Origin of the sequence: Phenylobacterium sp. 58.2.17 (assembly GCF_026411515.1) — a bacterium.
GTDB lineage: Bacteria > Pseudomonadota > Alphaproteobacteria > Caulobacterales > Caulobacteraceae > Phenylobacterium.
The window spans coordinates 1-18,801 of sequence record NZ_JAPMTQ010000048.1; the positions used below are offsets into that span (position 1 = coordinate 1).

At 67.1% G+C, this 18,801-nt stretch carries 21 protein-coding genes and 3 tRNA genes; 11 read left to right on the forward strand and 13 right to left on the reverse strand.

Annotated features, from left to right (window positions below; genetic code table 11):
* The 3 genes from OUA97_RS20105 to OUA97_RS20115 form a co-directional block, all read right to left on the reverse strand.
* A partial coding sequence (locus OUA97_RS20105) for a hypothetical protein (protein WP_267233838.1) occupies window positions 1–64 on the reverse strand: 64 nt, incomplete at its 3' end.
* A 33-nt stretch (window positions 65–97) separates the two neighbouring features.
* A tRNA-Gly gene (locus OUA97_RS20110) sits at window positions 98–171 on the reverse strand.
* A gap of 55 nt (window positions 172–226) precedes the next feature.
* A tRNA-Tyr gene (locus OUA97_RS20115) sits at window positions 227–312 on the reverse strand.
* A 90-nt stretch (window positions 313–402) separates the two neighbouring features.
* Between OUA97_RS20115 and rlmB the strand changes: the two genes are divergently transcribed.
* Both rlmB and OUA97_RS20125 read left to right on the forward strand, forming a co-directional pair.
* Window positions 403–1,200, forward strand: a complete 798-nt coding sequence (gene rlmB / locus OUA97_RS20120) for a 23S rRNA (guanosine(2251)-2'-O)-methyltransferase RlmB (RefSeq protein ID WP_416362449.1) — start codon at window positions 403–405, stop codon at window positions 1,198–1,200.
* Between the two features lie 79 nt (window positions 1,201–1,279).
* Window positions 1,280–2,002, forward strand: coding sequence for a TerC family protein (locus tag OUA97_RS20125; RefSeq protein ID WP_267233815.1), 723 nt, complete (start codon window positions 1,280–1,282; stop codon window positions 2,000–2,002).
* Window positions 2,003–2,066: 64 nt separating this feature from the next.
* Here OUA97_RS20125 and OUA97_RS20130 read toward each other — a convergent pair whose 3' ends face one another.
* Complete coding sequence (locus tag OUA97_RS20130; RefSeq protein WP_267233816.1) at window positions 2,067–2,369, reverse strand: ArsR/SmtB family transcription factor; 303 nt, start codon at window positions 2,367–2,369, stop codon at window positions 2,067–2,069.
* A gap of 66 nt (window positions 2,370–2,435) precedes the next feature.
* On the opposite strand from OUA97_RS20130, the gene OUA97_RS20135 reads away from it, so the two are divergent.
* Together OUA97_RS20135 and OUA97_RS20140 are read left to right on the forward strand one after the other, a co-directional pair.
* Window positions 2,436–3,299, forward strand: coding sequence for a PhzF family phenazine biosynthesis protein (locus OUA97_RS20135; RefSeq protein WP_267233817.1), 864 nt, complete (start codon window positions 2,436–2,438; stop codon window positions 3,297–3,299).
* Window positions 3,299–4,216 (forward strand): DMT family transporter, encoded by a 918-nt coding sequence (locus OUA97_RS20140; protein ID WP_267233818.1) that lies wholly within the window; start codon window positions 3,299–3,301, stop codon window positions 4,214–4,216. The genes OUA97_RS20135 and OUA97_RS20140 overlap by 1 nt, the downstream gene beginning before the upstream one ends.
* 6 nt (window positions 4,217–4,222) lie before the next feature.
* Here the strand turns inward: OUA97_RS20140 and metG are convergent, their stop codons facing one another.
* A complete protein-coding gene (gene metG / locus OUA97_RS20145; RefSeq protein ID WP_267233819.1) occupies window positions 4,223–6,037 on the reverse strand; it encodes a methionine--tRNA ligase in 1,815 nt (604 codons plus the stop codon).
* Window positions 6,038–6,100: 63 nt separating this feature from the next.
* Window positions 6,101–6,454, reverse strand: a complete 354-nt coding sequence (locus tag OUA97_RS20150) for a DMT family protein (protein WP_267233820.1) — start codon at window positions 6,452–6,454, stop codon at window positions 6,101–6,103.
* Between the two features lie 83 nt (window positions 6,455–6,537).
* Between OUA97_RS20150 and OUA97_RS20155 the strand changes: the two genes are divergently transcribed.
* Genes OUA97_RS20155 through OUA97_RS20170 form a run of 4 tightly spaced genes read left to right on the forward strand, consistent with a single transcriptional unit; the run spans window position 6,538 to window position 10,504 of the window.
* Window positions 6,538–7,647 (forward strand): polyamine ABC transporter substrate-binding protein, encoded by a 1,110-nt coding sequence (locus tag OUA97_RS20155; RefSeq protein ID WP_267233821.1) that lies wholly within the window; start codon window positions 6,538–6,540, stop codon window positions 7,645–7,647.
* A gap of 12 nt (window positions 7,648–7,659) precedes the next feature.
* Window positions 7,660–8,823: an ABC transporter ATP-binding protein gene (locus OUA97_RS20160; RefSeq protein WP_267233822.1), complete on the forward strand. Its 1,164-nt coding sequence runs from the start codon at window positions 7,660–7,662 to the stop codon at window positions 8,821–8,823.
* Window positions 8,820–9,719 carry an ABC transporter permease gene (locus tag OUA97_RS20165; RefSeq protein ID WP_267233823.1) on the forward strand — a complete coding sequence of 300 codons (900 nt, stop codon included), beginning with the start codon at window positions 8,820–8,822 and terminating at the stop codon, window positions 9,717–9,719. The genes OUA97_RS20160 and OUA97_RS20165 overlap by 4 nt, the downstream gene beginning before the upstream one ends.
* A complete protein-coding gene (locus tag OUA97_RS20170) occupies window positions 9,716–10,504 on the forward strand; it encodes an ABC transporter permease (protein ID WP_267233824.1) in 789 nt (262 codons plus the stop codon). The genes OUA97_RS20165 and OUA97_RS20170 overlap by 4 nt, the downstream gene beginning before the upstream one ends.
* Here OUA97_RS20170 and OUA97_RS20175 read toward each other — a convergent pair.
* The 7 genes from OUA97_RS20175 to OUA97_RS20205 form a co-directional block, all read right to left on the reverse strand.
* Window positions 10,501–11,349, reverse strand: a complete 849-nt coding sequence (locus OUA97_RS20175; protein WP_267233825.1) for a c-type cytochrome — start codon at window positions 11,347–11,349, stop codon at window positions 10,501–10,503. The two genes, OUA97_RS20170 and OUA97_RS20175, sit on opposite strands and share 4 nt — an antisense overlap.
* Window positions 11,350–11,358: 9 nt before the next feature.
* Window positions 11,359–12,771 carry an amidase gene (locus OUA97_RS20180; protein WP_267233826.1) on the reverse strand — a complete coding sequence of 471 codons (1,413 nt, stop codon included), beginning with the start codon at window positions 12,769–12,771 and terminating at the stop codon, window positions 11,359–11,361.
* Window positions 12,772–12,845: 74 nt separating this feature from the next.
* Complete coding sequence (locus tag OUA97_RS20185) at window positions 12,846–13,370, reverse strand: hemerythrin domain-containing protein (protein ID WP_267233827.1); 525 nt, start codon at window positions 13,368–13,370, stop codon at window positions 12,846–12,848.
* Window positions 13,371–13,427: 57 nt separating this feature from the next.
* Window positions 13,428–14,720, reverse strand: a complete 1,293-nt coding sequence (locus OUA97_RS20190) for an MFS transporter (protein ID WP_267233828.1) — start codon at window positions 14,718–14,720, stop codon at window positions 13,428–13,430.
* Between the two features lie 124 nt (window positions 14,721–14,844).
* Entirely contained in the window at window positions 14,845–15,165 is a 321-nt protein-coding gene (sugE, locus tag OUA97_RS20195) for a quaternary ammonium compound efflux SMR transporter SugE (RefSeq protein ID WP_267233829.1), read from the reverse strand.
* A gap of 127 nt (window positions 15,166–15,292) precedes the next feature.
* Window positions 15,293–15,368, reverse strand: a tRNA-Thr gene (locus OUA97_RS20200).
* Window positions 15,369–15,793: 425 nt separating this feature from the next.
* Window positions 15,794–16,450, reverse strand: coding sequence for a PEPxxWA-CTERM sorting domain-containing protein (locus tag OUA97_RS20205; protein WP_267233830.1), 657 nt, complete (start codon window positions 16,448–16,450; stop codon window positions 15,794–15,796).
* 478 nt (window positions 16,451–16,928) lie between these two features.
* Between OUA97_RS20205 and OUA97_RS20210 the strand changes: the two genes are divergently transcribed.
* The 3 genes from OUA97_RS20210 (at window position 16,929) to OUA97_RS20220 (ending at window position 18,674) form a co-directional block, all read left to right on the forward strand.
* Window positions 16,929–17,582, forward strand: a complete 654-nt coding sequence (locus tag OUA97_RS20210) for a choice-of-anchor C family PEP-CTERM protein (protein ID WP_267233831.1) — start codon at window positions 16,929–16,931, stop codon at window positions 17,580–17,582.
* 80 nt (window positions 17,583–17,662) lie between these two features.
* Window positions 17,663–18,142 carry a YaiI/YqxD family protein gene (locus OUA97_RS20215; RefSeq protein WP_267233839.1) on the forward strand — a complete coding sequence of 160 codons (480 nt, stop codon included), beginning with the start codon at window positions 17,663–17,665 and terminating at the stop codon, window positions 18,140–18,142.
* A 37-nt stretch (window positions 18,143–18,179) separates the two neighbouring features.
* Window positions 18,180–18,674 carry a c-type cytochrome gene (locus OUA97_RS20220; RefSeq protein WP_267233832.1) on the forward strand — a complete coding sequence of 165 codons (495 nt, stop codon included), beginning with the start codon at window positions 18,180–18,182 and terminating at the stop codon, window positions 18,672–18,674.
* Window positions 18,675–18,801 lie beyond the last annotated feature (127 nt).

Below are 18,801 nucleotides of genomic sequence, written 5' to 3' on the forward strand. Positions count from 1 at the left end.
CAACGTGACCAATCGTGCCGATGTTGCAGTGCGGCTTAGTGCGTTCGAACTTTTCCTTGGCCATCGGGATCCTGCCGGCGGTTGAAAATCAGAAGGTTGGAGCGGGTAGCGGGAATCGAACCCGCATCCTCAGCTTGGAAGGCTGCTGCACTACCATTGTGCTATACCCGCCGCTGAAGGATGCGCGGGGTCGCGCCAGTCTCCTTAAAAGTCACGCTCCGGCGCGTGGTGGGGGAAGCAGGACTCGAACCTGCGAAGGCGTACGCCAGCGGATTTACAGTCCGCCCCCTTTGCCGCTCGGGACATTCCCCCAGCGCGCTCGGAGCCAGATCGGATGCCTGGACACTGCTCCCCGCCTGAGCGAAGAACCCGTCCGGCCCCCGATTTGGAGCGCGTCTTATAGTGTCCTCCCCTCGCGAACGCAACGCGCACTCGAAAGGTCCGAGAAAATCGGGCCCGAGACCCTTCAACCGTAAGCCAGACAACGGTTCTGACGACTGGTTGTGGGGCTGGCACGCGGTTGTCGCCGCACTTTCCAATCGTAAAAGGAGTGCGCCGCAGCGACTCTTGGCGACTCCCGACCGGGCCAAGGAGCTCGAATCTCGATTCGGCCGACCGAAGGCGCTCGAGGTCGTCGAGTCGGCCGCCATCGGACAGATTCTGCCCCAGGGCGCCGTCCACCAGGGGATCGCCCTGCGCATCCCGCCGCTCGGATCCGTGGCGCTCGAAGATTTCGAGGCGGCGCGCGGCGCGGTGCTCTTGATGCTGGACCAGGTCACCGATCCGCAGAACGTCGGCGCTATCCTGCGCTCGGCCGCCGCCTTCGGCGCCGCTGGGGTGATCCTCCAGGACCGCCACGCTCCCAAGCTGACCGGAGCCCTGGCCAAGGCGGCTGTCGGCGCGGTGGACAAGATCCCGACCGCGCACGTGGTCAACCTGTCCCGCGCCCTCGAAACCCTGGCCGACCTCGGCTGGCGGGCGGTGGGCCTGGATGGGCATACCGAGACCTATCTCGACCAGGCGCTGGACGGCGGCCCCACCGTACTTGTCCTCGGCTCTGAGGGAGAAGGTCTGCGCCGTCTGGTGGCCGAACACTGCGACGAGTTGGCCAAGATCCCTATGCCTGGGGGCTTCGAGAGCCTGAACGTGTCCGCCGCCGCGGCCGTCGCGCTCTATGAGGCCAGCCGCACCCGCTCCTAGAAATCATGAGGCGGGAAAGTCATTCACCGCGCCGCTAAGCGGTTGCGGAGCGGCGGCGGCTGTCGCATTCAAGGGCCCGATGATCGAAAGTCTCCTCGCCCCAGGCGCCCTCGCCGCCCTCTTCTCAGTCTTAATGATCGACCTGGTGCTGGCCGGGGACAACGCCGTGGCCGTCGGCCTGGCCGCCGCGGCTCTGCCGCCTGACCAACGCCGAAAGGCCATCCTGTGGGGCCTGGCCGCCGCCGTGACCATGCGGATCGGCTTTGCGCTGATCACCGCCCAGTTGCTCGGCATCGTCGGCCTGCTGTTCGCCGGCGGCCTGCTGCTGCTCTGGGTGTGCTGGAAGATGTGGCGCGAGCTGCGCGAACAGGCAGCCGGCGATGAAGCCATAGCCGGGGCGGTGATGGACGCCGACCCCTCCACCGAGCCTTCGCCCGAGGCTGTCGCCCGCCAGCCGAAGACCTTCCGGGCCGCCTTCATCCAGATCCTGATCGCCGACCTGTCGATGTCGCTCGACAACGTGCTCGCCGTCGCCGGCGCGGCGCGCGAGCATCCGGCCATCCTGGTGTTCGGCCTGCTGCTGTCGATCGCCCTGATGGGCGTGGCCGCCAGCTACATCGCCCGCCTGCTGCACAAGTACCGCTGGATCGGTTATGTCGGCCTGGCCATCGTGCTCTACGTCGCCCTGCATATGATGTGGCAGGGCCACCAGGATGTGGTTCGCGATCTCGGCTACTTGCCCGCGTACAACGCGGTGATGCCTGACTTCCTCGACATCCAGCCCAAGGCCCCGGCGCACTAGACGCACGGCCGGTCCGGATTTGCGACGCCGTCGAGCCTCACGCTCGGCGGCGTTGTCGTTTTGGCTAGACCGTCTCGGCGATCCGGCGCGCGGCCTGCGCGATCACCGCCTCGTTCCGCCGGTAGAACGTCCACTGCTTGATGCGCTTGGGCGTCACCAGTCCGGCCTGCACCAGCAGCCGCATGTGCTCGCTCAAGGTCGGGGCGGTGACGCCCAGCTTGTCGGCGATGAACACCCCGCACACCCCATCGTCGACCAGGTCGCCATGCACCTGCGGCGGAAAATGCGCTCGCGGATCCTTCAGCCAGTCGAGGATCTGCAGCCTCCGCTCATTGGCCAAGGCGCGCAGCAGGTCGGCGATTTCCATTTCGGTACTTTGCCAATCGACTAACTTATGTCAAGTCAACCCCACCTCCCCGCTAGGATGTCCATCATGGCCGACTATCCGTTCGTCACGCTCGACGTGTTCACCGACACCCGCTTCGGCGGCAACCCGCTGGCGGTGTTCACTGACGCCCGCGGTCTCACCGACGCCCAGATGCAATCCCTGGCCGCCGAGATGAACCTCTCCGAGACGACCTTCATCCTGCCGCCGCAGGACCTCGCCAACACCGCCCGCGTGCGGATCTTCAACCGCACCGCCGAGATGCCGTTCGCCGGCCACCCGTCGGTCGGCACCGGTTGGGTGCTCTCGCAGATGGGCAAGGGCCAGGCCCTGCGGCTGGAGGTTCCGGCCGGCATCGTCGAGGTCAGCATCGAGGACAACGGCGGCGTGATCGCCGCGCCGCAGGCCCTGTCGCTGGGCGTGGAACTGCCGGTCGAGCGCATCGCCGCCTGCGCCGGCCTCTCGCCCGCCGACATCGTCGTCGACGCCCATCGCCCGGTCGAAGCGACAGTCGGCGTCACCTTCGTCATCGCCCAGGTCACGCCCGAGGCGCTGGGCCGCGCCGCGCCCGACCTGACCGCGTTCCGCCAGGCCGCCATCGACTTCCCTGAGTTCGGCGACCGCCTCTCGCTGCACCTCTACGCCCGTGACGGCGAGGGACTGCGCGCACGGATGTTCGCGCCCAACTCCGGCACGGTCGAAGACCCCGCGACAGGCAGCGCCAACGCCACGCTCGCGGCCCTGCTGCTGTCGCTCTCGGATGCGACTGACGGGGCCTGGGACATCGTCCAGGGCGTCGAGATGGGCCGCCCCTCGCGCCTGCGGGCCAGCGCCCGGCGCACAGCCGACGGCGTGCGCGCCACCATCGGCGGCGGCTGCGTGCCGGTGCTGCGCGGTCACGCCAGCGTCTGATGAGCCCACGCAAGCCCCTCGACCTGTTCGCGTTCAGCGTCATGGTCGCCCTCTGCCTCTGCTGGGGCTTCCAGCAGATCGCCGTGAAGCTGATCGCCGCTGACGTCACCCCGGTGATGCAGATGGCGCTGCGCTCGGGCATGGCCGCGCTCGTGCTCGGCGCCGTCACCTTCCGCAACGAGGGGCGCGGAGCGTTAGCCGACGGCACGCTGCCCGCGGGCCTGCTAGTTGGGCTGCTGTTCGGGCTGGAGTTCCTGTTCATCGCCCAGGGCCTGGTGCTGACCAGCGCCTCGCACATGGTCGTCTTCCTCTACAGCGCCCCGATCTTCTCGGCGCTCGGCCTGCATCTGCGCTTCCGCGAGGAGCGCCTGAAGCTGCTGCAGTGGATCGGCGTCGTCGTCGCCTTCGGCGGCATCGCCGTCTCGTTCCTCGGCGCGGGCGAGCAGGTCAGCGGCGACATGCTGATCGGCGATGCGATGGGCCTGCTGGCGGGTCTGGCCTGGGGGCTGACCACCGTCGCCATCCGCGGTTCGCGTCTCTCCGACGCCCCGGCCGTGAAGACCCTGTTCTATCAGGTCGCCTTTGCCGGGGTGATGCTGCTGGGGATCGCCTTCCTGCGCGGCGAGACGGCGATCAACCTGACGCCGATGGTCGCCTTGAACCTGGGCTTCCAGACCATCGTCATCACCCTGATCAGCTATGTGATCTGGTTCTGGCTGCTGCGGAAATACCTGGCCTCGCGGCTCTCGATCCTGTCGTTCCTGACGCCGCTGTTCGGCGTGGTCTTCAGCGTCGTGATCCTGCACGAGCCGCTGGAGCCGGCCTTCGTCGCCGGCGCGCTGCTGGTCCTGGCTGGCATCAGCCTGGTCAGCGGGGCCGAACTGCTGCGCGACCGCGTCGGCCGCGCAGCCGCTTGAGGATCGTCAGGCGGCGGCCTCCGGACCGCCAAAGCGTTCCAGCCACTCGGCGACCTGTTCGTTCTCGATCTTCTTGAACAGCACCTCCGGCGCGGCGACCTTGCGGCCGGCCGGCAGGATGTCGAGGATGGCGGCGCCCTGCGCGCTCGGCCACTGGGCCGGATAGCCCTCGCCCACCGCGATCGCGATCTTCTCGCAGGCGAAGGGGATGAACGGCTCCGACACCTTGGCGAACAAGGCGACCAGGTTCAGGCCGGTGCGCACTACCACCGCGGCGCGCTCGACATCGGTCTTGATCGCCGTCCACGGGGCCGCTTCGGTAAGATACTGGTTGCCCAGCACCCAAAGCTGCCGAAGGGCGGTGGTCGATTTGCGGAACTCCCGCGCCTCCATCAGTTCGGTCAGCTCGGCGAGCTTGGCGTTCACATCGGCGTAGAGCTTGGTCTCAAGCTCGCCAGGTTCGCCGCCGGCCGGGACTACGCCCTCGAACCGCGCCTCGGTGAACTTCAGGATTCGATTGACGAAATTCCCCAGCACGTCGGCCAGGTCGGCGTTCACCTGCGCCTGGAACTGCTCCCAGGTGAAGGTCGAATCCGAGGTCTCCGGCGTGTTGGCGGTCACCCACCAGCGCCAGTAGTCGGCCGGCAGCAGCTCCAGCGCGTGGTCCATGAACACGCCCCGCTTCTGCGAGGTCGAGAACTTGCCGCCGTAATAGTCGAGCCAATTGAAGCCCTTGAGCTGGTCGACCAGCTTCCAGGGGGCGTTGTTGACGACCTTCCAGGACCCGTCCGCGCCCAGCGTCTCGTTGATCCCGATCAGAGTGCAGGGGAAGCCGACCGTGTGGAACGGCACGTTGTCCTTGCCCATGAACTCCACATAGGTCACGTCCGCTGCCTCGGCCCCGCGCCACCAGCGTTCCCACTCGGCGTCGGCGGCCGGACCTCGGCCAGCCTCGGCCGCGCGGGCGTCGGCCCACTCCCAGGTGGCGGCGATGTACTCGATCGGCGCGTCGAACCAGACATAGAACACCTTGCCGGCCAGGCCTTCGACGTCCGGCGTCTGGCCTTCCGCATTGGCGCCCCACTCAAAGGCGTTGACCGGCACGCCCCACTCCAGGTCGCGGGTGATGCCGCGGTCCTGCAGCCCCTCGTCCAGCCACTTCAGGGCGATGGAGGTGACCAGCAGCGGCCACTCGCCCTTCTTGCCGTCGATCCAGGCGCGCAGCTTGTCGGAGAACAGGCTTTGGCGCAGGAACAGGTGCTTGGAATCGCGGATCTCGATGTCTTCCGAGCCCGAGACCGCCGAGCGCGGCTTGATCAGGTCTGCCGGGTCGAGCACCCGCGTGCAATTCTCGCATTGGTCGCCGCGGGCGGCCTGGTAGCCGCAGTGCGGGCAGGTCCCGATCACGTAGCGGTCCGGCAGGAACCGCTTGTCAGCGTTCGAATAGACCTGCTGGGTGACTCGCTCCTCGATGAAGCCGGCCTCCCACAGCTGCTGGGCGAAGCGCTGGGTCAGCTTGTGGTTCTGCGGCGAGGACGAGCGGCCGAAATGGTCCCACGACAGGCCGAACTTGCGGCCCAGGTCGTGCTGAACGTCATGCTGCTGGGCGCAGAAGGTCGCCGGATCGAGACCGGCTTCGGCCGCGGCCAGCTCGGTCGGCGTGCCGTGCTCGTCGGTGGCGCAGATGTAGAGCGTCTCGCGCCCGCGCGCCCGCTGGAACCGCGCATAGACGTCGGCCGGCAGCATGGAGCCCGCAAGCGTCCCCAGGTGCTTGATCCCGTTGATGTAGGGCAAGGCCGAGGTGATGAGGATGCGGGACATGGCTTCTCTCGTAATGAGGAGGGAGGCGCGGCTTATAGGGCGCGGGGTCGGTTCGCGAAAGCGCTACAGCGGTCCCTTGAAGATGAACACAGCGCCGGCCGCGATCAGCGCGAAGCCGATCATATGGTTCAGCGTGAACCGTTCGCCCAGATAGGTGATCGAAAACACCGCGAACACGGCCAGGGTGATCACCTCCTGCATCGTCTTGAGCTCGGCCGGCGAATAGACCTCGCGGCCGATCCGGTTGGCCGGAACAGCCAGGCAGTATTCGAAGAACGCGATCCCCCAGCTGACCAGCACCAGCAACCAGATGGGCCGGTGCTCGACCTTGAGATGCCCGTACCAGGCGAAGGTCATGAAGATGTTGGAGGCGACGAGCAGCAGGATCGGGGCGATCATCGCCATCGAGGTTGGCATCGGAAGCGCTCCTTGCGCATTAGCACTTAAAATCTGTCGGCTTGGCCCTATAAGCTGCCCTTCGGGCAAGTTGGAGAGTGGGCATGTGGACGAAGGCGCTGGGCACGGCTGCGGTCCTGGCTATGAGCGTGACGCTGGCCGCCTGCGGACAGGGCGGCGGCGCGGCCAAGGACCAGACGCTGAAAATCTATAACTGGTCGGACTATATCGACCCCCAAATCCTTGCCGACTTCACCAAGGAGACCGGAATCAAGGTCCAGTACGACACCTTCGATTCCAATGAGATCCTCGAGACCAAGGTCCTGCAGGGCAACACCGGCTACGACATCGTCGCGCCCTCGAACCACAACATCCCCCGCTACATCATCGCCGGCGCGATCGCCCCGCTCGACAAGTCCAAGCTGCCGAACAACAAGAACCTGTGGCCCGACATCATGAGCCACATGGAGCCCTTCGACCCGGGCCAGAAATACACTGTGCCCTACATGTGGGGCACCATCGGCATCGGCTACAACGTCAAGGAAGTGGCCAAGCGCCTGCCGGGCGTCGCCATCGACAGCTGGTCGGTGGTGTTCGATCCCGCCAACCTCGCCAAGCTCAAGGACTGCGGCGTCTACTATCTCGACGCGTCCGAGGACATGTACGCCGTCGCGCTGAACTATCTGGGCAAGGATCCGAATTCCAAGGCCGTCGCCGACTACCAAGCCGCCACCGACATGATGGTCAAGGCTCGCCCGTTCGTGCGCAAGTTCCACTCGTCGGAGTACGTCGAAGCCCTGGCCAACGGCGACATCTGCGTGGCGGTCGGCTACTCGGGCGACATCCTGCAGGCCAAGACCCGCGCCGAAGAGGCCAAGAACGGCGTCGAACTCGCCTATGTCATTCCCAAGGAAGGCAGCCAGGTCTGGTTTGACGTGTTCGCCATTCCGGCCGATGCGCCCAACCCGACCGCCGCCTACAAGTTCCTCGACTACATGCTGCGGCCCGAAGTCATCGCCAAGGCGTCGAACTACACCCAATACGCCAACGCCAACCTGCCGGCGACGCCGATGGTCGACGCCGCGGTGCGGAGCGACCCGAACGTCTATCCGACCCCGGACCTCTTCAAGCGCCTCTTCGTGACCACCACCAAGGACCAGGCTCTGCTGCGCGAAGTCACGCGCATGTGGACCCGGGTGCAGACCGGCCAGTAGGAAGGCGGGTACATGACCGAACGCAGCCGCCCGCGCCTGAACATCGGCGCGGTCCGTTCGACCTTTGCCCCTTGGGCGGACCCCACGGCCAAGCCGTTGGTGCGCTTCGAAAAGGTGGTGAAACGCTTTGACGGCGAGACCGCCGTCAACGGCGTCTCGCTCGACATCTATCCCGGAGAGTTCTTCGCCCTGCTCGGCCCGTCCGGATGCGGCAAGACCACGCTCATGCGCCTGCTGGCCGGCTTCGAGACGCCGGACGAGGGCCGCGTGCTGCTTGCCGGCGAGGACCTGGCCGGCAAGCGCCCGCATGAGCGGCCGGTCAATATGATGTTCCAGTCCTACGCGCTGTTCCCCCACCTGAGCGTGGAGAAGAACATCGCCTTCGGGCTGAAGCAGCAGGGCATGCCCAAGGACGAGATCGCCGCCCGCGTGGCGGAGATGCTCTCCCTCGTCCGCCTCGACGGACTGGCCAAGCGCAAGCCGCACCAGCTGTCCGGCGGCCAGCGCCAGCGCGTCGCCCTGGCCCGCGCCATCGCCCCACGTCCCAAGATGCTGCTGCTCGACGAACCGCTGGCCGCGCTCGACAAGAAGCTGCGCGAGGAGACCCAGTGGGAGCTGATGGCCCTGCAGCAGCAGTTGGGCATGACCTTCCTGATCGTCACGCACGACCAGGAAGAGGCCATGGTCACCGCCGACCGCATCGCCGTGATGCGCGCCGGCCAGATCGTGCAGATGGGCCGCCCCGCCGATGTCTATGAGGCGCCCAATTCGCGCTACGTGGCCGACTTCATCGGCGACGTGAACATCTTCGAGGGCGTCGCCGAGCAAGCCGACGGCGTCACAGTCCGCATGGCCAGCAGCGACTCGCCGCAGGGCTTCGACATCGTCGAGGACGACCGTATACCGGTCGGCTCCACCGCCTGGCTGGCGGTGCGGCCGGAGAAGATCCAGGTCCACCTGGACGAGCCCCCGCCCGGCCCCAACCGCATGGCCGGCAAGGTCGCCGACATCGGCTATCTCGGCGACTGGACCACCTATCTGGTCGAGCTCGACAGCGGCCGGACGATCCGCGCGGCCCGCGCCAACGCCACCCGTTTCGTCGACCGCCCGGTCGACTGGGACGATCAGGTCTGGCTGACCTTCGCCCGCGACGCGGGCGTGGTGCTGACCCAGTGAAGTTGCGCGGCGACCGGACCAGCCTGGCGGCGCTCGCGCCATTCCTGTGGCTGGGCCTGTTCTTCCTGTTCCCGTTTCTGCTGGTCGCCAAACTGTCGTTGTCGGAGACGGCGCTGGCCATGCCGCCGTACGCGCCGCGCCTCGACTGGTCGCAGGGGCTGGCCGGATTGCGGGCCTTCCTGGCCGGCCTCGACTTCGAAACCTACGCCCGGCTGCCGACCGACCGGCTCTATGTGGTCGCCTACCTCTCCAGCCTGAAGTTCGCCGGCGTCGCGACCTTCATCCTGCTGCTGCTCGGCTACCCGCTGGCCTACGCCATGGCCCGCTGCACGCCTTCGGTGCGCAAGGCGCTGCTGATGGCGGTGATCCTGCCGTTCTGGACCAGCTTCCTGATCCGGGTCTACGCGTTGATCGGCATCCTCAAGCCGGAAGGCCTGCTGAACGTCGCCCTGCGTGCGGTCGGTCTTGGGCCCGTCTCGCTGCTCAACACCGACACCGCAATCTATATCGGTCTGGTCTACGCCTATCTGCCGTTCATGGTCCTGCCGCTCTATGCGGTGCTCGAACGCCAGCAGCATGACCTGCTGGAGGCCGCCGCCGATCTCGGCTGCACACCGATCGAGGCGTTCTGGCGGGTGACCTTCCCGCTGTCCCTGCCCGGCGTCGCGGCCGGGTCCCTGCTCTGCTTCATCCCGATGGTCGGCGAGTTTGTGATCCCCGACCTGCTCGGCGGCTCCTCGACCCTGATGCTCGGCAAGACCATCTGGACCGAGTTCTTCGCCAACCGGGACTGGCCCGCCGCCTCGGCGGTGGCGATCGTGCTGCTGTTCACCCTGGTGATCCCGATCGTGCTCTACCAGCGCCAGCAGGCCAAGCTGACGGAGCTTGGGCGATGAAGCGCGGCCTTACAGGCTTCAACATCGCCGCCCTGGTCGTCGGCTTCGGGTTCCTGTACCTGCCGATCGTCCTGCTGGTGATCTATTCGTTCAACGCCAGCCGGCTGGTGACCGTCTGGGGCGGGTTCTCGACCCGCTGGTACGCCTCGCTCTTCCGTAACGAGCAACTCCTCGACGCGATCTGGGTGACCTTCAGGGTCGGCCTGATATCGGCGACCATCGCCACCGTCCTGGGCACGCTGGCGGCCATCGCGCTCGTCCGCGCCACGCGTTTCCGGGGACGCACCCTATTCTCGGGCATGGTGTTCGCGCCCCTGGTGATGCCCGAGGTGATCCTTGGCCTGTCGCTTCTGCTGCTGTTCGTTTCTCTCGGCATGCCGCGCGGGTTCTGGACCGTCACCGTCAGCCACGCGACCATCACCATGTGCTACGCCTGCGTAGTCATCCAGGCCCGCCTCGCCGCCTTCGACCGCCAGCTTGAGGAGGCGGCCCAGGATCTCGGCTGCCCGCCGATCAAGTCCTTCTTCCTGGTCACCCTGCCCAACATCGCCCCGGCCGTGGCGGCGGCCTGGATGCTCGCCTTTACGCTGTCGCTCGACGACCTGGTGATCGCCAGCTTCACCTCCGGCCCCGGGGCCACCACCCTGCCGATGCGGATCTACAGCCAGGTGCGCCTGGGCGTCAGCCCGGAGATCAACGCCGTCTCGACCCTGCTCATCGGCCTGGTCGCCACCGGCGTGATCGCCGCCTACCTCTTTCAGCTGCGCCGCAAGACCGACGATTAGTCGATCTCGTTGAGCCGGTTCGCCCGCGCCGACAGATAGGCGTAGAGCGCCTCGACCTCGGCCTGCGTGAACACCTTGAAATCCGAGCGCGCCACCAGGGTCATGATGCCCAGATGCCGCCCGCCCGGCGGAACCCCAGTCCGCATCAAGGTGTCGAACGCCTCGGCGTCGTAGGCGCCGACCACCCGCAGGTCAGGCCCGCCTTCCCGCGGGTCGCCTGCCAGGTCCGAGCCGTGGCACTCCGAGCAGACCGTCCGGGCGATATGGCGTCCCGCCGCCAGCTCCGGCCCCAGGTCCATGGCCGGCGTCGCGCGCGCCCGCGCCACGCGCCGAGGTTCGTCGAGCGCGCCCCTCAGCACCTCCAAGCGGGCGCGCAGGCCCGCGCTCTGAGGCGGCCGCGGAACACCGGCCGGCGGGTGCGCACGGATGAACGCCAGCACCGTCGACATCTCCTCGGCCGTCAGGTGCATCAGGGTCTGCGCGGGCATCCCCCATAGCGCCCGCCCGTCGCTGGGGCGCACGCCCTGGCGGATCGCCTGGGCCAGTTGCTCGTCGCTGTAGCGCGCCGCCGCCAAAGTCAGGTTGGGGGCGTAGTTGCGGACCAGGCGAGGGCTGGGATTGTAGACCTTCCCCTGCAGGTCCGCCCCGTGGCAGCTCGTGCAGCCATAGAGTTTGGCCAGTCGTCGCCCCTCGGCCGCCATGTGCGCCGGCCCGGCCCGCGCCGTCTCTGGCGCGAGCGGGTAGCTGCGGGTGATCAGCAGCTCGCTCCAGATCCACAATGCGACCACCAGCAGCGTCGCCGCCGCGATCGCGCCCAGCGTCGTCGAGACGAGGGTTCGCCCCACCCGTTGCGCCTAGAGCGGGGCGACCCGGTCGAACCAGGGCCGGGCCTGCTCCAACTGACCGGCCAGCCGGAACAGCAGCGCCTCCTCGCCCATCCGGCCGACGAACTGGATGCCGATCGGCAGGCCGCCCTGGCTCCAGGCCAGCGGAACCGACATCGCCGGCTGGCCGGTGTTGTTGAACGCCTGGGTGTTGGGCATGAACTTGAACAGCCGCTGGGTATATTCGCGCGGGTCTTCGGTCAGGTGGCCGATCGGGATCGCCGGGCTGCCCAGGGTCGACATCAACAGCACGTCGTATTGCTGGAACAGGCCCGCCATCGCCCGGCCATAGGCGTGGATCGCCGCCAGGCCGCGGACATAGTTGGCGCCGGTGACCTGCTTGCCGCGCTGGTACATCAGCCAGGTCAGCATCTCGACGTCGCCCTGCGCCACCGGACGACCGCGGCGCTCGCCCTCGGCGTCCAGGGTCGCGGCGATGCTGGCGGCGATCACGTCCCCGGCGCCCTGTTGCATCGCGGCCAGGTCGCCAGGCACGCGCACCTCCTCGACCATGTGGCCCATCCCCTCGCACAGCCTGGCCGCGTCGAGCACTGCGGCCGCGCACTCCGGGTCCAGGCCGTCGGAAGCCAGCGCCGCAGTGGTGAAGCCGATGGCCAGCTTGCCGGGGTCGCGGCGCGCCTCCTCGGCGAACGGCCGCTCGGGCGGGGCCAGGAAATAGGGATCGCCCGGCTGCGGCTGGCACACCGCGTCCAGCAGCGCGGCGCTGTCGCGCACCGAGCGCGTCACCGCATGCTGGATCGAGGCGCCGCCCCACCCCTCGCCCATCGGCGCGAACGACACCCGCCCGCGCGACGGCTTCATCCCGAACAGTCCGCAGGCCGAGGCCGGGGTGCGGATCGACCCGCCGCCATCGCTGGCGTGCGCGGCCGGCACGATGCCCGCGGCCACCGCCGCCGCCGCACCGCCTGACGACCCACCCGGCGTGCGGCCGGTGTCCCAGGGATTGCGGCAGACGCCCAGCAGCGCCGGTTCGGTCACCGGCATCAGGCCGAACTCCGGCGTATTGGTCTTGCCGAACAGCACCAGCCCGGCGTCCTTGTAAGCGGTCGTGATCGCGCTGTCGGCGGCTGCGGTCGCGTCGCGGAACACCGCCGAGCCCGCCGTCGTCGGCGCGCCCTCAAGCTGCGCACCCAGGTCCTTCAGGAGAAAGGGCACGCCCGCCATCGGCCCGCCCCAGATGTCGCGCTTGACGTCCTGGCGGCCCCATTCGGTGAGGTCCATGGTCACGGCGTTGATCTTCGGGTTGACCGCCGCCATCCGCGCCACCGCGGTCTCCAGCAACTCCGAGGGGCTGACCTCGCCCTTCGACACCAGGCCGGCCAGACCCACGGCGTCGTGCTTGCGGTACTCTTCGAAGTTCATGGCGCGCTCCCTGCTTTTGCCGCAGGTGACCATAGGCGCGCGTGTATTCCAACCTCAGGTGATGGGTGATCGCCCTAGTGGCGCAGGCCGACGTGCTCGATGACCGCCCCGCGCATCGAATGGGTCTGCTGGATCGGCAGGCCCGTGGTCTCGAACTGGGTCTTAAGCTGGGTCTTGCGAGCCTGCAGCCGCTCGCCCAGTTCGTTCATGTCCAGGCCCGCGCGCCGCGCCTGGGCGAACATGCCTTCCGAGCGCATCTCCTCCTCATGGACATGGTGGCGGATCTCTTCCGACAGCACCTTGACCTTGGCGTCATAGAACGCCTCGTTCGGTGCGGCGTCCGACAGCTCGGCGATCATCAGCTTGGCCCCGTCGTGCTCGACATAGGCCTCGTCCAGCGTGCTGTCCTCGATCGCGCCGCGGCAGGCCGGATAGAAGATCTCTTCCTCGATCATCGTGTGCACCGTCAGGTCGACGCAGATCTGATGAACGATCGCGGCCTTGCGTCCTGCCCCGCGCGCGGACTTGAAGTCCTCGAACAGGGCCTCGACTGCGCGATGATCTGCCTTGAGCAGAGCGATGGCGTCGGGGGCGGCCATGGGGGTTCCTCCTGGGTTGGTTCCCAGGATCAACCCGCGCTCGGCCCCGCTGTTCCGTCAGTCTTCGGCGATCTCGCTGTGCTTCCGCGTGTCGCGCATCCGCAGATAGGTGATGAGCGAGACGCCGATCATGCCGGTGACGTACCAGTAGAAACCGCTTTCCATCCCCTGGCTCTTGAACCACAGCGCCACGTACTCCGCCGTGCCGCCGAAGATCGTGTTGGTCAGCGCGTAGGGCAGCGCGACCCCCAGCGCCCGGATGTGGGCGGGAAACAGCTCGGCCTTCACCACCGCGTTGATCGAGGTGTAGCCGGTGACGATGATCAGCGCGCCCAGCACGATGGCGAAGGCGACATAGGGATCGCTGGTCTTCGAGAGCGTCGTGAAGATCAGGTAAGTGAAAGCCACCCCCAGCACGCCGAAGGCGATCATCAGCGGCTTGCGCCCGATCCTGTCCGACAGCGCCCCCGCCGCCGGCTGGATGAGCATGTAGACGAACAGCGCCGCGGCGCTGATCGCGGTCGCCGTTTCGCGGCTGAAGCCCGACGTGTTGACCAGGAATTTCTGCATGTAGGTCGAGTAGGCATAGAAGGCGAGCGTGCCGCCCGCCGTCAGGGCGATGACCACGAACGCCTGGCGCGGATAATGCTTGAACAGCGCAAACCCGCTCGACTTCGGCGCATCGCTCGCCTGGGCGTTCTTGAACGACTCCGTCTCGGCCAGGCCGCGGCGCAGGTAGAAGACCACCACCGCCAGCGCCCCGCCGATCACGAACGGGATCCGCCAGCCCCAGGCCTCGAGGTCCGGCTCGGGCAGGATCGCCTGCAGCAGCAGCAGGACCAGCAAGGCCAGCAGCTGGCCCGAGATCAGCGTCACGTACTGGAAGGACGAGAAGAAGCCGCGGCGCTGCTTGCCGGCCATCTCACTGAGATAGGTGGCGCTGGCGCCGTACTCGCCGCCGACGCTCAGGCCCTGCATCAGGCGGGCCAGCACCAGCAGGGCCGGCGCGATCCAGCCGATCTGATTGTAGCCAGGAGTCACGGCGATCAGCAGCGAGCCGGCGCACATCAGCGACACCGACAGCGTCAGTCCTGCCTTGCGGCCCCTGCGGTCGGAATAGATGCCCATGATCCAGGCCCCGATGGGCCGCATCAGGAAGCCGACTGCGAACACCGCCGCGGCGTTCAGCAGCTGGGCGGTGCGATCACCGGCCGGGAAGAAGATCGGCGCGAAATACAGGGTGAAGGCGGAATAGACGTACCAGTCGTACCACTCGACCAGATTGCCGGTGGACCCGCCGATGATCGACTTCAGTCGATGCCGGCGGTCTGCGGCTGCGCTATCGGCCATGAAGCCCCTCCCCCTGGGGAAATCAGAAACAAGCGGCCGGCGCTCTAGCGGCGCCGGCCGGACGCCCGGAGACTACTTCCGGACGCAGGTTTCTTCCTAGGGCCTCGCGCTCAGTTCGCGCGATCTAGTGCGTGCTCGACAGCTTCATCAGCACGAGGCCGCCGACGATCATCACCGCGGCCAGGATGCGCACCACGCTGACCTGCTCGCCCAGCACCGCGATGCCGACCAGGAACGCGCCGACCGCCCCGATGCCGGTCCAGACCGTATAGGCCGTACCCAGCGGCAGGGTGCGCATCGCCACCGACAGCAGGCCGAAGCTGGCGATCATGGTGCCGATGGTGATCACGCTCGGCACGAGCTTGGTGAACCCGTGCGACTGCTTCATTGCGAACGCCCAGACCACCTCAAGCAGTCCGGCGATAAACAAAAGAATCCAGGCCATGCGGCCCTCCTTTCGAAGAGCCGGGCCGTCCCGGACATTGATGCCCACGATTTTGGGGGAGGTCGTTCCTCGCGGCCCCTAGCTAGGTTCGCCGCCCTGCTGGGTCAAGCGCGCCGTCGCGACGCGGTGGTGCCGGCTACAGGATTCGAACCCGTGACCTTCGGTTTACAAAACCGCTGCTCTACCAACTGAGCTAAGCCGGCAACGCGCCGCTTATGGGGAAATCCAAGGGATCGCGCAACATCGCCGCGCTAGCGAACCTGGGAACAAGGTCGAAAAGGCCGGGGCGCTTCGGACTTAGCAGTCCCGGAACAGCCCCGAATAACGTTCCAGGTCCGTTCACCCGTGGAAGAGGCGCGCCCGCATGAAGGTCTCGAACGTCATCCCCCTACCCCCGCGGCCCAAGCCGGCTCGTGTCGTGCCGCTGATCGGCGTCGTTGGCGAAGGCAGGCGGGTCACCTTCCACAAGCCGCGGTCGACGAAGTGACGTGCGTCGCTTCCCGCCAGCCTGGACGATGAGGCGTAGGCGTACGCGGTCCTCGGAGGCAAGGCGCGGCATGGAGCCATAACGCAAAAGACCCGCCCCCCGTTAAGGGAGCGGGCCAGATGGATTCCTAGATCGAGAAGCCTAGGCCGCGGCGACGGCGTTCCGCCGCCGCGAGGCGCGAACCATCGAACCGATTGCACCAAAGCCGATGATCATCATGGCCCAAGTGGCGGGTTCCGGAACGGCAGAGGAAATCTGGCCGCCAAGGATGAGGTTGTCGGCGGTCGGCCACAGGGGCTGGCTGACGGGCTGCGCTGCGGACAGGTTCACGCTCGTCAGGCCGCTCGTGGACAAAAAGCCCAAGAAGCTCGACGTGGAGGCGTTGACGATCTGCCGAGAAACGCTGCCGTCAGCGTCCGTTGCGGTGAGGCTCACGGTTCCCGGAAAATGATTCCCCTCCCTCATCGTCGTGAAGAAGTCGCCGCCGAGGCCGACCACCCCGCCCGTGAAGTTTCCGAAAGTGATGGTCGCGAGCGCATATTCCGACGAGAGCCAGGGATTGGCCGGTGCACCCACGCCATAGAGCGTCGAAACGTCCGTGCTAGCCGTGTAGCCATAGGAACCAATGGCGCGCGTCAAAGCTGGAAGCGACGTCCCAATCGATAGATCCTGGAACGTATCGACAGCCGGAGCTGAGAGAGCGGCGAGGAAGCTGGCCTGATCAGTGAAGATCGTGATGGCGGCGTTGGCGTTGCTGGACAGGCCCAACGCGAGGGCGACCCCCGCGAGAAACTTCATACTGATCATCTTCCCCCCAAGGCCCAGCGACTTGCGCCGGCGCCAGATTTTCAAAATTCAGACTAACGCCGTAGCCTCCAGATTGACTTGCAACTACTGGTCAACACATTTCCCGTTTAAGGCGACAACCGGCGGGTCGTCCTCCAGCGGCGCCTTAACCGGCCTCATCCGGCGGGATCGGAGATGTGCCGGTCGCGCAGCCCTGAAGTGCGATTGAGGGCAAGAGCCAGGGCCAGCCTGGTTGGTATCGCGAACAGGCGCGGCCTCCTGTGCGAGCGCGTCGAAAGCTTCGAAGGCCAGCCGCTTGTCGCGCCGCGTGCGAGGGCATGGCGACGATGGAAGCCGTGCCGGTGTCGCTGGACAAGAACTCCATCCTCGCCCAGGGGTCCGCCCCCGCTGCCAAGCCCCCGCCGCTGGCACGGCCGTTGCGAAAATTGATCGGTCCACCCGGACCAAATCCCATTTGGAGACTCCTTACGTGAGCACGAAAAGACACTGGCTGGTGGGCACGGCTGCGGCGCTGGCCGCAGCGCTGGTCGCTGGCGGCGCGAGCGCTGCGACCCTAGTCAACGGCAGCTTTGAAGAAGGCGCCGATCCGGGCAGCTTCATTACCCTGGGCAACGGCAGCACCGCGATCACCGGTTGGACCGTCAAGGGCCACGGCGTCGACTACATCGGCTCCTACTGGACCGCCGCGCACGGCGACCGCAGCGTCGACCTCTCCGCTCTGAACGGCGGCACGATCCAGCAGACCATCGATACGATCGTCGGCAAGACCTACAAGGTCACCTTCTGGCTGGCCGGCAACCCCGACGGCGGCCAGGGCGACAAGTTCGTCGCCACCTCGGTCAGCGGCGATCAGGTGAACAGCTTCTCCTTCAATGTCGGCGGCGGCAACACCAAGCAGAACATGGGCTGGACGCAGCACAGCTACACGTTCAAGGCCTTCGACCCGACCGCCACCCTGGCGTTCAACTCCCAGACCAACACGCCCTACGGCCCGGCGCTCGACAACGTGTCGATCTCGGCGGTGCCGGAGCCGGCCACCTGGGCCATGATGATCATGGGCTTCGGCGGCGTCGGCGCTGCGGTTCGCGCCTCGCGCCGCAAGCAGGCCCTCGCCTTCGCCTGACCCACAACAGGCGCTATGAAGGACGCCGTCGGTTCTCCGGAACCGGCGGCGTTCCCTTGTCTAGAGGCGGCTTCGTGGACCTGAAACCGATCGAGATCTTCATCGACGCCGACGCCTGTCCGGTGAAGGACGAGACCTACAAGGTCGCCCAGCGCTACGGGCTCAAGACCTGGGTCGTCTCCAACGCCTTCATGCAGATCCCGCAGTCGCCGTTGATCGCGCGGATGATCGTCGACGCCGGGCCCGACGTGGCCGACGACTGGATCGCCGAGCACATCGCCCCGGGCGATGTGGCGATCACCAACGACATTCCGTTGGCCGAGCGTGTGCTGACGGCTGGCGGCTACGCCCTGGCCGCCAACGGCCGCCCGTTCACCGAGAACTCGATCGGCGCGGCCATCGCCCAGCGGGCGCTGATGGAGCAGTTGCGCTCGACCGGCGAGATGCTCGGCGGACCGCGGCCCTTCGACCGCAACGACCGCTCGCGGTTCCTGCAGTCTCTGGACGAGACAATCCAGAAGGAGCGTCGTCGACGCGCCTTGCAACGCGGCGGCGCATGACTAGCTTGCGGTCAAGTTTGGCTGAGGGGTTCTGATTATGCGCAACGCGTTGATGCTGTCCGTCCTGGGGTCCTGCGCCCTGCTCGCCGGCTGCGGCCAGGGCGGCGGCGAGACGTCCGCGACGTCCACGCCGGCCCCCGCCGCCGAGCATGAGCCCACCGCCGCCGAAAAGGCGGCCGTCCTGGCCAGCCTGCCCGCGCCCTACAACACCGCCGACATCGACAATGGCAAGGCCAAGTTCGCCATGTGCCGCTCCTGCCACACGATCGTCGAGGGCGGCGCCAATCTCACCGGCCCGAACCTGCACGGCGTCTTCGGCCGCAAGGCCGGCGCGCTCGAGAACTACAAGTACTCCGATGCGGTGAAGAACGCGGGCTTCGTGTGGGACGCCGAGCACCTGGACAAGTGGCTGGCCGAGCCCCGCACCTTCCTGCCGGGCACCAAGATGACCTTCGCCGGCCTCAAGGCCGAGAAGGACCGCATCGACCTGATCGCCTTCCTCAAGGTCGAGACCGGCTACAAAGCGCCGTAAGGCGCTAGCATTCGAAAACAGCAACCTTGACGAGAATACCAATCGGCCGCAGCATGAGGCGGTCGAGGCTGCGCTTGCATCTGTCAGCCGAGATCCTGCGCCGGCGCCTGTGACACCCCCTTGTCGC

Coding starts and splice junctions, on each gene's coding strand:
- OUA97_RS20125 (WP_267233815.1), top strand. CDS start 1,280: ATGATCGAAAGTCTCCTCGCCCCAGGCGCCCTCGCCGCCCTCTTCTCA.
- OUA97_RS20130 (WP_267233816.1), bottom strand. CDS start 2,369: ATGGAAATCGCCGACCTGCTGCGCGCCTTGGCCAATGAGCGGAGGCTG.
- OUA97_RS20135 (WP_267233817.1), top strand. CDS start 2,436: ATGGCCGACTATCCGTTCGTCACGCTCGACGTGTTCACCGACACCCGC.
- OUA97_RS20140 (WP_267233818.1), top strand. CDS start 3,299: ATGAGCCCACGCAAGCCCCTCGACCTGTTCGCGTTCAGCGTCATGGTC.
- metG (WP_267233819.1), bottom strand. CDS start 6,037: ATGTCCCGCATCCTCATCACCTCGGCCTTGCCCTACATCAACGGGATC.
- OUA97_RS20150 (WP_267233820.1), bottom strand. CDS start 6,454: ATGCCAACCTCGATGGCGATGATCGCCCCGATCCTGCTGCTCGTCGCC.
- OUA97_RS20155 (WP_267233821.1), top strand. CDS start 6,538: ATGTGGACGAAGGCGCTGGGCACGGCTGCGGTCCTGGCTATGAGCGTG.
- OUA97_RS20160 (WP_267233822.1), top strand. CDS start 7,660: ATGACCGAACGCAGCCGCCCGCGCCTGAACATCGGCGCGGTCCGTTCG.
- OUA97_RS20170 (WP_267233824.1), top strand. CDS start 9,716: ATGAAGCGCGGCCTTACAGGCTTCAACATCGCCGCCCTGGTCGTCGGC.
- OUA97_RS20180 (WP_267233826.1), bottom strand. CDS start 12,771: ATGAACTTCGAAGAGTACCGCAAGCACGACGCCGTGGGTCTGGCCGGC.
- OUA97_RS20185 (WP_267233827.1), bottom strand. CDS start 13,370: ATGGCCGCCCCCGACGCCATCGCTCTGCTCAAGGCAGATCATCGCGCA.
- OUA97_RS20190 (WP_267233828.1), bottom strand. CDS start 14,720: ATGGCCGATAGCGCAGCCGCAGACCGCCGGCATCGACTGAAGTCGATC.
- sugE (WP_267233829.1), bottom strand. CDS start 15,165: ATGGCCTGGATTCTTTTGTTTATCGCCGGACTGCTTGAGGTGGTCTGG.
- OUA97_RS20205 (WP_267233830.1), bottom strand. CDS start 16,450: ATGAAGTTTCTCGCGGGGGTCGCCCTCGCGTTGGGCCTGTCCAGCAAC.
- OUA97_RS20220 (WP_267233832.1), top strand. CDS start 18,180: ATGCGCAACGCGTTGATGCTGTCCGTCCTGGGGTCCTGCGCCCTGCTC.